Source organism: Phenylobacterium sp. (genome assembly GCF_030697925.1).
GTDB lineage: Bacteria > Pseudomonadota > Alphaproteobacteria > Caulobacterales > Caulobacteraceae > Phenylobacterium.
On the sequence record NZ_JAUYOJ010000045.1, the window covers coordinates 1 to 9,664 of the forward strand.

At 69.0% G+C, this 9,664-nt stretch carries 7 protein-coding genes; all 7 read right to left on the minus strand.

Annotated elements, in window-relative coordinates:
- Nucleotides 1-329: 329 nt before the first annotated feature.
- Nucleotides 330-2,237, minus strand: a complete 1,908-nt coding sequence (locus Q8Q88_RS05005) for a hypothetical protein (RefSeq protein ID WP_305674101.1) — start codon at nucleotides 2,235-2,237, stop codon at nucleotides 330-332.
- Nucleotides 2,238-2,243: 6 nt separating this feature from the next.
- Nucleotides 2,244-2,387, minus strand: a complete 144-nt coding sequence (locus tag Q8Q88_RS05010) for a hypothetical protein (protein WP_305674102.1) — start codon at nucleotides 2,385-2,387, stop codon at nucleotides 2,244-2,246.
- Nucleotides 2,384-3,502, minus strand: a complete 1,119-nt coding sequence (locus tag Q8Q88_RS05015; RefSeq protein WP_305674103.1) for an MBOAT family O-acyltransferase — start codon at nucleotides 3,500-3,502, stop codon at nucleotides 2,384-2,386. Before Q8Q88_RS05015 ends, Q8Q88_RS05010 begins: the two co-directional genes overlap by 4 nt.
- Nucleotides 3,499-4,395: a hypothetical protein gene (locus Q8Q88_RS05020; RefSeq protein ID WP_305674104.1), complete on the minus strand. Its 897-nt coding sequence runs from the start codon at nucleotides 4,393-4,395 to the stop codon at nucleotides 3,499-3,501. Before Q8Q88_RS05020 ends, Q8Q88_RS05015 begins: the two co-directional genes overlap by 4 nt.
- Nucleotides 4,392-6,191 carry an AMP-binding protein gene (locus Q8Q88_RS05025; RefSeq protein ID WP_305674105.1) on the minus strand — a complete coding sequence of 600 codons (1,800 nt, stop codon included), beginning with the start codon at nucleotides 6,189-6,191 and terminating at the stop codon, nucleotides 4,392-4,394. Before Q8Q88_RS05025 ends, Q8Q88_RS05020 begins: the two co-directional genes overlap by 4 nt.
- Complete coding sequence (locus Q8Q88_RS05030) at nucleotides 6,178-7,728, minus strand: class I adenylate-forming enzyme family protein (protein WP_305674106.1); 1,551 nt, start codon at nucleotides 7,726-7,728, stop codon at nucleotides 6,178-6,180. Before Q8Q88_RS05030 ends, Q8Q88_RS05025 begins: the two co-directional genes overlap by 14 nt.
- 809 nt (nucleotides 7,729-8,537) lie before the next feature.
- Nucleotides 8,538-9,572, minus strand: a complete 1,035-nt coding sequence (locus Q8Q88_RS05035; protein WP_305674107.1) for an IS110 family transposase — start codon at nucleotides 9,570-9,572, stop codon at nucleotides 8,538-8,540.
- Nucleotides 9,573-9,664: the final 92 nt, after the last annotated feature.

Consider the following 9,664-nt stretch of genomic DNA (forward strand, 5'->3'; position numbering starts at 1 on the left):
GCCGGATCCGAAGGTCTTCCGAATAAGCCCGCGCCACCCAAACCTCCTGTCCAAGCCAACAGGAGACTCCACCGCTTCGGCCCGCTCGGGAATCCACACCCCAATCACATTCGATTCAACAGGCGCGGGAAACGCTCTAGAGCCCGACCCAGCCACCGGCCGGGGCACGCCCAACACCTCCACATGACCAGCGAGGCGACGCCGCGGGCGAATCCAGGGCCCGCTCTGGGCTCAACTGAGACGTTGGCGACGTCCGCTAGGGGGCTATCGTCGCGGACCGCTTGAAAAGGCCGAAGGCCGGCTGCGCTCGCGCCGGGCGCGAGACGGCGCTAGGGTCGCAAGGCCACGGCTCGGCCGCGCCCCAGCTGGGTCAGGCAGGCCAGCAGGCCGACCATGTCGCCGAAACCGTCGACCGGGCTAGGGTTGGTTTCCGCGCAGGAGTCCAGGGAGAGCGTGGCTTCGCAGAGGTCCTCGGCTGAGAAGCCGGTCTCGACGCCAGCCAGGGTGAGGGTCAGCCGCCCTCCCGGGACGATCGCGAGCGGCGGCGCGTCGGCCTTGTCGGCGACCCAGGCCAGGATCGTCCCTTCGGACTCGCCGTCCAGACCGAGGACGACCCGGCCGGGACCGGCGCTCTCGCCGACCGCTAGCATGGCCGGTCCGTCGAGGCCCAGCCGGACATGCAGGCCAAGGCCGAGGGCTGCCAGGACCAGAAGCAGCGCCAACGGGTGGCGGGTGTCGGCGACAGCGAGACTGTCGCAGGCCTTCAGCCCAGTCCCGACGAGATAGGCGCCGAAGGCGTTCAGGCCCGCGCTCGCCTCTTCGCCCGTGATGCTTCCCCCGTCGCTCGTCGTGAAGGCCGGGCCGGTCTGGCCGGCCAGGCCCGCAAAGATCGCGCCCAAGGCCGAAGCGCCTTCCCACACTGGCAATTGGTTGGCGTGGAAGCGCTGCAGGGCCACGCCTCCCGGCGAGACGCGGGTCGGGCGAAGCACCTCGGCGGCTTCGAACGGGGCGGCTGCGGACAGAATCTCCTGCCGGGTCAGGCCGAGCGACGCGGCAACCTCCGAGGCGGTGCGGCCGAGGATGGCCAGCGCCAGCAGGGCGAACTGCAGCTCGCCGAGCGCCACCGGGGCCTTGGGCAGCCGCTCCTGATAGATCGGGTGGCGCTCCAGCAGTTCCCCCACCGCGCCGTCGTGCAGCCCCGGATCGAGGCGCACCATGCTGCGCGAGAAGAGGACGCGGAACAGGGGGCTGACCAGCCAGCGCCGATCCTCCTCGTCGTCCTCGCGTCGCGGCGCGGACGGATGAAGGCCGGCCCCGGCGGGCTCGATGAGGACGAAGCCGTTGTAGTGCGGCGTGTCCGGGTCCTCGGGCGGCAAGGCCGCGCCGAGGCTGCGGAAGAGGTCTTCCTCGCTGAAGATCCGACCCCGGCGGCCATGGCGCTGGGTCAGCTGGTCCAGCCACGCACGATAGTCCCGCCCATGCCACATGAAGCCGCCGCGCTCGAAGTACGGCGAAGGCTCGCTGTTGGTCAGGTGGAGGTGGGCCAGCACAATGGCGGCCGACGGGGCGGCGACCCGCAGGATCTCGCCGGCGAACGGCGCCAGGCTGAACCGATGGAAGGCGTCCAGGGCGTAGACGCCGCCGAAGGCGCCCTCGGCGAAGGGCAGGCCGCGCTCCGGCCGTGCGAACATCACCTCAATGTTGGCCGCGCGGCTGTCGCGGGAGAGCCAGCGCCCGAAGCCGCGATAGCCCAGGACGCTGGTGTCGCCCTCCCAGAGCGCCAGGATCGTCTGTTGGGGAAACAGCGCCGCCAGCCATTCGGTGCTCCAGCCCGAGCGGCACCAGGGATCGAGGATGATGTCGCCGGGCGCCAGGTTGCGGGCGAAGGCGGCGAGCGCGGGCTCGAAGGCCCGGGTGGATTCGTTGAACGGCTGGAACGCGGCGTAGATCTCCATGCCGCCGCGCTCGAGCTTCCGTCTCCGGTAGACGAGATAGTCCTCGTCCGATCCGAAGAGCCGGCCCTCGATCTCCACCAACTGGTCCACGGCCGCCTGGCCTGCGTGGAGCCGAGGCTCGGTGAACAGCGGAAAGCCGCGCACGATCGGGATTACGATCGCGCAGGATCGGCAGGTGAGGAAGCCCGAGATGACCTCCTCGCCGGAGGCCTCGTGCGCCGCGAGGTCATAGCCCGTCCGGCAGCTGGGACAGGCGAGGGCCGGCAGGATGGAGCGCTTCATGGCGGCCTACAGCTTCAGATAGGGAAAGTCGGCGAACCGCTTGTCCGAATAAAGGACCACCAGGACGATCAGCGCGGCCTGGACCAGGACGAAGGTCCAGTCGACGACCGGCCTGGGGAAACGACGGCGGAGGCGCCCATAGAGGTTCATCGATTCAGGACCAGGTTTTCGACGGCGTTGGCGGTCGGATAGCTGAACATCACGAAATGCAAGGTGAGAATGCGCGCGGTCCCCGACCATCCATGGCGGACGGCGGCGGGCAGGCCTGGCGCAAGCCGGGCGTAGATCGCGTCCCACCGGCGCCACACCGTGAGCCCCGTCGCGTGATAGAGGCCCCAGAGCAGGTAATGCAACGATACCTCGTGCCAGAGGCCCAACACGATCATCGAGGCGGCCGAGGCCAGGAACGGGGCGCGCCAAGTCGCCAGGGCCGGGGTGTAGACATAGTCGCGGCACCAGGCCGACAGCGTCATGTGCCAGCGTCGCCAGAAGTCGCCGATGTTGCGCGCCAGGAACGGCAGGTTGAAGTTCTCCGGCAACCGGAAACCGAGCAGGGCGCCGAGCCCGATAGCCAGGCTCGAATAGCCGCTGAACTGGAAGTAGATGTTCAGCCAATAGATCACCGTCGCGCCGTAGAGGGCCGCGAAGCTCCCGGGGGGCAGGGCCGCCGTGACGGCCGGGGCGAGCTTGGCGCCCAGCAGGATATTGCCCAGCAGCACGATCTTGACGAGGCCGGCCAGGATCCGTGACGCGCCCCAGGAGGCGAGCTCGCCGTCCCAGCGGCGGCGCCTCAGGTCGCGGAGGAAGTCGTCGAACCGGTGGATCGGCCCCACCGGCAGGGCGGCGGGAAAGAACTGGTAGCCGGCGTAGTCGACGAGGCTGTGGTCGCGAAACCCGCCCCGGTCGATCTCGATCAGATAGTGGATCAGCCGCAGCACATAGTAGGCCATCCCAAGCGGCAGCAGGATCCGCAGGGTGTCGTCGTCGGGCAGGCCGCCGGAGCGCCAGAGCAGGACGAGATAGATCGCCGTGATCGCAGTGATCGCCAGGGCCGCCGCGGGGAAACGGCCCTCGCGAAGCCTTCCGATGCGGTAGGTGGCGAGGGTGGCGAGCGCCAGGCACAGCAGGGAGGGCCAGGACAGCAGGGCGAGCGCCCCGGCCCCGGCGGCGATGAGCGCAAAGGGCCGCCAACTCGGCCGCAGCGTCCAGGTGGCGACCCCGGCGACCAACACCCAGGCGGCGGCGGCAATGATCGCGCCGCTCATCGCCTCGGCGCCGCCGCGAGACGCGCGGAAATCTGGTCGGCCAGCCACGCGGAATAGAGTGCGCGGCCCGGTCCGTTGAGGTGGGCGGTGTCGAGGAAATGTTCTGCGCGGAGCGTCGACGGCGGCGCCAGCACGGCGAGGTGGTTGGCCTCGCCGCCGCGCCGCAACACCTCGCGCATCTCACGATCGAGCCGGGGCGGGAACGCGGCGGCTGCAGCCGGGGCACGCGGCGTGTCGACCAGGGCGATATCGGCGCCCAGCTCCCGCAGCTTGAGCAGGCGCGCCAGCACCTTGCGGCGCTCGCCTTCCGTGCTCGTGCGGCGTCCGGACATGTCCTGGGCGTACTCCGCCAGGGTCCGAGGCGTGCCGCGCGGGACGCAGGCCAGGGAGCCCGTCGATGGCTGGTTATAGTCGTGGGTGTCGGTGTCCTTGAACGCCGCGTCGCCCAGGGCGATGGCGCGCAGGCCCGCCCGGGCGCGGTTTCGCCAATCTAGAGCGGCCGGCCGGCCCTCGCGGCGGAAGGGGTTCGGCTCGAGCGCCAGATAGTCGGCCTCCAGCAGCACCAGGCGCGGGGGGATCGCCTCCAACGCCTCGAAGGCGGGCGCGAAGTCGCCGAACAGGGCCGCGGGCCGCGCTATCCTCACGACCTCGACGGCCTGGCCGCGCGCCGCCAGGGCCGCGGCCATCTCCTGGTCGAACAGCACGCCGCAGCGCACCTTCGAGGCGCCCAGGATCACCACGCCTCCGGTGGCAGGCAGGCGGGCGAGGTTCAGCTGCTGTTCCACGTGATCGCGGTAGGCGAGGCCGGCCCACAGGTGCGCGCCCAGCAGGACCGCGCCCGCCAGCAGCAGCGAGACGGGCCAAGTCCACAGAGGTTGAACCTCCGTCTTCACGCTCGAGCAACGAAGTCCAGGGCCTTGCCGATACGCGTCAGGGCCATGATCTGCCGCGGCGCCAGCCTGATGTCGAATTCCTCCTCCAGGGCGGTGACGAAGTCGAGATGGGCCAGCGAATCCCAGCCGAGGACGTCCTTCGGCGTGGAGGTCAGACGGATGCGGGCCCGTTCGATCTTGAACACCCTGGCCGCGACATCGAGCAGACGGCCCTCGGCGTCGCCGGCGCCCGCCGTAGAGGGCTTCGCCTGAACATCGGGCCGGTCGAACAAGGCCCGCGCCTCGTCCAGCACGACCTTGCCGGAGCGCCCCTTCGGAAGGCTCTCGACGACCATGATGCGGCTCGGGATCTTCCGCGGCTCCAGGACCTCGGCGCAGTACTGGAGCAGCTTGGCCTCGTCGGCGCTCGACGAGGCGACGAGCGCGAAGAGCTTCTCGCCCCAGTCCGGGTCGGGCGCGCCGAAGGCCACGGCCTCGCTCACCTCGGCATGGCGGTTCAAGGCCTCGGCGATTTCCTCCGGGTGGATGTTCAGGCCGCCGCGGATGACGATGTTCTTCTTGCGGCCGCAGATCCAGTAGCGGCCCTCGCCGTCGCGCCGGGCGATGTCGCCGGTGTGGAGCCAGCCGTCCCGCAGCACCTCGGCGGTCTGGGCCTCGTCGGCGAAATAGCCCGACATCAGCAGGTCGCCCCGCATGAGGAGCTCCCCCTGGCCGGCCCCGTCGTCCAGGATCTTCAGCTCGCAGTCGATCGGCCGGCCGATGCTGCCGAGCTCGCCCGCCGTGACCCCAGGTCCCGCGAAGACGCCGCCGACCACGGTCTCGGTGAGCCCGTAAACATTGATGATCTTGACGCCGAACTTATGCTCGAATTCCTGCCAGAGCGCTGGTTCGAGCGCCGCGCCGCAGGACACGAGCAACTGGAAATCGCCGCCCGCGAACGCCTCTTCCTGGTGATCGCTCAGCCGCGCAAGCAGCGAGAGCATGGTCGGAACGGCGATCATATGGGTGATGCGCAGCTGGAACACGGAGTCGAGCAGCCGCTCCAGCGTGGTGATCTCGAACTTGACCGGCCGGTAGAGGCTCGCGGCGTTGAAGAACGCGATCATCGGCCCCTGGATCATGCCGTCGGCGTGCGACAGCATGAGGGTGTTGAGGATGCGGCTCTCGGGGGTGTAGCCGAAGGTGCGGCTGAGCGTGCCGAGGTGGCTGAAGAGCGCGCGGTGGCTGACGCACACCCCCTTCGGGTCCTTGGTGGTTCCGGACGTGAAGAGGATGTAGGCCAGGGTCTCCGGCGGGATGTGCTTCGGCGGCGCCTCGGGCGCCAGCTCGTCGAGCGCGGCGTCGAGGCCGTGGGAGGGCTTGGCCCGTTTCAATCCGCCGAACAGGCCGGTCTTGGCGACAGGCTTGGCGATCTCGATCAGCGGGCGGTCGAGGGCGTCGAAATCCCAGCGCGCCTTGAGCGCCGCGTCGACGATGATCAGGGCCGGATCGGCCTTGCGGGCGAGGGCCTGGGCGCGCTCCGCCCCGGTCAGGGGATCGAGCTGGACCACCGTCACCCCGTTGCAGACCATGGCCACGAAGAGCATCGCGGCTTCGCAATCGTCGCCGGTGGCGATGACAACCCTGTCGCCCACGCCAAGACCGCGATGGCGCAGCAGGGCGGTCACCCGACCGATCCGCTCGCCGAGGGCCTGGAACGACACCTCGCGGGTGTCGGTGACGATCCAGGGCCGCGCGGTGACGTCGCGAGCCTCCAGAGCCACGGCGCATTCGGCGGCCGACCTAAACGTACTCATCGAGCATTTCCTGCAGTTCGCTTCGAATGATCTTGCCGGTGTCACGCCGGGGCAGGCGGGGCACGAAGCAGATTTGAGAGGGGGTTCGGGCCGTGCCCAGGCGCGAACCCACGAAGTCGGCGAGCTCTGTCTCGGCCACGTGGCCGCCCTGCGGGTCGCGCAGGACGACCAGGGCCACGATGCGCTCATAGTCCTGCGCCGTTTTCACGCCCAGAACGGCGGCTTCGGCGACAGCCGGATGCTCCTCGAGCAGCATCTCGACCTCCTCCGGCGCGACCCGGTCGGTGGACGCCGTCTTGATGAAGCCCTCCGAGCGGCCGACCAGGTACACCCGGCCGTCGGCGTCGATGCGCGCCAGGTCGCCGGTCCGCAGCCACCCGTCGTCGAAGCGGCCCGCCGTCCGCTGGGGATCATCGCGATAGCCGCTCATCAACTGAGGGCTGCGCACCTGAAGTTCGCCGAGGCCCAGCGGCGCCGGTTCGCCCTGTTCGGGCGCGACGCGCAGTTCGGCCCCGGCGGCCGTCCCGATGCTCCGGTCGCCCGCCCGCCATCCGGCGAGGCGCTGGCTGACGCAAATGCCGCCGGTTTCGGTCAGTCCGTAGTAGTTGACGATCGGTACGCCGAAGTGTGCATGGAACTGGTCGGCGGCGATCGGACTGAGCATCGCGCCGGTGCAGTATATCGCCTTGGTCGACGCCAGGATCTGCGGATCGACCCGGTCGCCCAGCACCGCCAGTTGCCGCACCAGCGCCGGCCCGATCACCAGTCGCTCCGCCTTGGCGTCCTCGAGCGCTTCCAGGAGGGCGAACAGGTTCGGTCGCCGCGCGGCGCCGAACGGAATCCAGCGCAGGCCCCCCAGCACGCTGGCGACCAGACCGTTCCGAAGCCCGCTCATGGTATGCGGCTCGGGCAGGTTGACCAAGCGCTCGCCCGGCGCCCATTCGAAGGTTTCCAGGGTCAGCCGGGCGCCATGGGCCAGTGCCCCTCGGCTCAGGACCACGGCCTTGGGCGTTCCAGTCGATCCGGAGGTGAACAGATAGGCCGCGGGCGCACTCGGCGGCACGATGGCGAGGGGCGGCGCGTCGAACGCATCACCGCCGATCCAGTCGGACCAGTCGGACCGGTCGGGCGCGTCGGCGGTCGGAGCCTCCTGGTCCGCCGACGGGAACGCGACCCGGTCGGCCGCTGGGAACAGGCGCTGGTAAAGGCTGCAACGTGTGGCGTCGCAGGCGACAAGTCGCGGCGAGAGGCCGCCGGCCGCGCGCTCCACGAGATAGTCAGGCCAGGTCTCGTCCAGGGGCGCGAAGATCGCGCCGCGGGCCATCGCCGCCCAGAACAACACCAGGGCCTCTTCGCGCTGGCCGGCGTGGAACAGCACGGTGTCGCCGACCCCGACCCCGGCCTCGGCCAGCCGTTGGGCGACCCTGGTGACCTGTCGGGAGATGTCAGCCAGACTCCCAGCGTCTCCCCCCTGGCGCTCGACGAAGAAGGTCGCTAGCGCCTGAGTATCGGGGAACAGGGGGAATAGCAGGCTCAAGTTTCACGAGCTCAAACGAGTAAATATGGGTGCGCGGATTAGACAGCGAATATCTGAGCATCTGGTTAGCGGTCGGGCGTCTACGGTCCAACCGGCGCCGTTAAAATCTTAGATTCTCAAGGAAATCGGGGCCTCGCAGCGGCGCTGCGGGGCGGAAGACTAGGTCGATCCCCGCTGCGCCGGCCACCCTCTCTTTGGGGGTGTGGCGAGCCCGACGTCGAGGCGATGAGCCCCGGATCGCCTCGTTTCCCTCGGGAACGTCGCGGAGATCTGGGGTTCACGACCTAGCCGAGGCGCGCTCGCTCGGCGTGAGCTGGACGTTGCGGATCAGCGCAAAGGGGTTGGCCAAGCCGCCGAGGCTTGATGCAGGTGGCTCCGCTGGGGAGTTCGGGCTGAACTTTGATGAGTGCGTGGCTGAGACGGCCGAGCCGGCGCAGGGCCGCTTGGTCCTCGGCGGAGTTGCCGTCGGGCGGGGGCGGTTCGCGCGCGCCGTGCGTTGGAGGCGCTCATCGAAGCGACCTGGCGCCCCTGTAGCGTCCTGTGTGGATGGCTCCCGCATTGCAAGTCGTGATGTGAGGCTCGACGTGTTGGTCGGATGCAGTCTTGTGTTCGGCCTGTTTGCGCGATCATGGACCGCTGGCCCTGATGGTTTCCGCAGACGAGGTCCCATTCTGCTTTGCGGGCTGAACCGCCCTGGACCTTTCGCGGGTTGTCCTCGTCTCCGGTCTGACCGGTTCGCCATCACTTCACATCGTCCTTGCAACTGCTAAAGCGCGTTCTCCTTGCCGCGTGCTGAGCTGATCGATGGTTCAGGCCGCCGCCGCCATGGGCTTAGGCGTGCGATAGACCTCACCCCGGACCATGATCGCCCAGATGGCTCTGGCGGTGTGGTTGGCCATTGCGACCGTGGCGACTCGGACCGGCTTGCGGGCCAGCAGGGCCGTGATCCGCGGATCGGCCGAGTCTGGGCGATGCAGGTTGCGTCGCACCAGGGACGTCATGCCGATGATCAGGAGGCGGCGCAGGTACTGGTCGCCCATCTTAGAGATCCGCCCAAGTCGCTCCTTACCCCCGCTCGAGTTCTGGAGCGGCGTCAGGCCTAGCCAGGCGGCGAACTGCCGACCCGAGCGGAACTGGGTGGGATCTGTGACGGTGGCGGCTAGGGCGGTGGCCCCAAGCAAGCCGACGCCCGGCACGGTGGCGATGCGGCGGGCCAGCTCGTTGGAGCGATACCAGGCCAGTAGATCGCGCTCGAGCTGCCGGATGCGTGCCTGGCCCTCCAGGGCCTGTTCGGCCAAGGCCCCGATTACCTTGGCCGCAAGCTGGGGAACCTCGTGGGCTTCGCCTGCTACAACTCGACGGACGAAGGCCAGGGCATGGGTGATCCCCTTGGGGATATCGATCCCAAACTCCGCCAGCAGACCGCGGATCATATTCACCAGCTGGGTCCGCTGCCGCACGAGCAGGTCGCGTGTCCGATGCAGCGAAAGCGCAGCCTGCTGTTCCTCAGACTTGATCGGCACGAAGCGCATCGTGGGCCGCATCACCGCCTCGCAAATCGCCTCCGCATCGCCGGCGTCGGTCTTGCCGCGCTTCACGTACGGCTTGACGTAGGCTGGCGGCATCAGCCGCACCTCATGACCCAGGCGAACCAGCTCGCGCGCCCAGTGATGGCTTGTCCCGCAGGCCTCGATCCCAACCAGGCAGGGCGTAAGTTTGCTGAAGAACGGGATCATCTGCGCGCGCCTCAAGGCTCGACGCACAACAACTTCTCCCGTGCTGCTAACGGCGTGGACTTGGAAGACGGTCTTGGCCAGGTCGAGGCCGATCGTTGTAATCTCCATGGCGGGTGGCTCCCAATGCTCGTGGTTGGCATGACAGCGACCACATTGGCCCTAAGAGGCCGGGAGCGGGAGCCATCCACCCCATCTGCTTT